The sequence below is a fragment of the Photobacterium sp. R1 genome (genome assembly GCF_054600795.1).
Genome location: NZ_BAAHZP010000709.1, coordinates 1 through 257 on the forward strand (window position 1 = coordinate 1; position 257 = coordinate 257).

1 pseudogene is annotated in these 257 nt (G+C 51.0%); it reads left to right on the top strand.

What is annotated here, in order from left to right:
• Nucleotides 1–257, top strand: a pseudogene (pheT, locus tag ACYP03_RS26920) (phenylalanine--tRNA ligase subunit beta); the annotation flags it as partial.

Below are 257 nucleotides of genomic sequence, written 5' to 3' on the forward strand. Positions count from 1 at the left end.
GTCACTTTGTCTCTGATGAAGACGTCGTAGAAATTCTGAGCCGTCTTGGCTGTATGGTCGAACCTACTGATACCGGCTGGCGTGCAGTTGCACCAAGCTGGCGTTTTGATCTGGCCATTGAAGAAGATCTGGTTGAGGAAGTGGGTCGTATCTACGGATACAATAATATCCCGGCTCAGTCGCCTGTTGCTGCGCTGAGCATGAATCTGCACCAGGAAGCAAACCTGCCACTGAAACGTGTTCGCGATCTGCTTGTT